We start from the raw sequence: 896 nt of genomic DNA, 5'->3' as shown, positions 1-896 counted from the left end.
AAATGAAAATCACCTTTATAGGCCATTGCTTGAAAATAAGCTTCTTTTATAGTTGACCTCATAGTCTCATAATCTTTTTTTGATAGAGAATTTCCATCTTTATATAGTCGAATCTGTAAATGTATAATATGTCTGAAATAGTATTCCTTTATTATAGATGAGACAGGCTCTGTCAAATGATATTCTTCAATAAGATCAATAAATTTAAGGCAAGTTTCCAGATAACCCAATTGACGTATAGTAAACCCCTTAGTAATACTCTGCATATTACATTTGTAGTAATACGTTCCGCCAGAAAAAGCCACTTTGCTGCTGTTTAACAATAATAATCTTTGTATGTATTCATCCGCATTCATATTATTGTATGTAGCGTTTTTATTTAAAGCAAACCGCTTTATCAGGTCTGTCTTCCACATATTATATCCGTGAATGGTTGGCTGTATGAATGTTTTACTGAAGCATTCTTCACCTGTTGTTTCTGTACCTTCAGATATACCGTAAGCAATATTCCAGTTCATAAAAGAGCCATCCAGATGTTCACATAACACATTAGGTATTATTGTATCAGCATCCGTTCTATTTGCACAATCCATCAGACTGGACAAAAGATCCGAACTAAATAAATCGTCTGAATCTAAAAATGTCACATATGGAGTCTTTACTATTTGGTAAGCTGCAGCTCTGGCTGCAGCAGGTCCACCATTCTTTTGTGACAAGACTGTAATTCTTTGATTGTTTTGAGCATAACTTTTCAGTATTTCCAATGAATTATCCATAGAACCGTCATCTACACATATCATCAACCAATCTTCATATGATTGATTTATTACAGACTCTATAGCTCTTGCTAATGTCCCTGATGAATTATATAGCCATTACCACTGTAACCATACTTA

The 896-nt window shown here is 33.6% G+C and carries 1 protein-coding gene; it reads right to left on the bottom strand.

The window, feature by feature from the left end:
- On the bottom strand, nt 1-827 hold an 827-nt coding region (locus tag I6E24_RS16460), incomplete at its 3' end, for a glycosyltransferase (protein ID WP_235329787.1).
- Nucleotides 828-896 lie beyond the last annotated feature (69 nt).

The sequence above is a fragment of the Bacteroides caecigallinarum genome, assembly GCF_021530995.1.
GTDB classification, from domain to species: Bacteria; Bacteroidota; Bacteroidia; order Bacteroidales; family Bacteroidaceae; genus Phocaeicola; species Phocaeicola faecigallinarum.
This window is presented reverse-complemented; position numbering and strand designations above follow the sequence as displayed.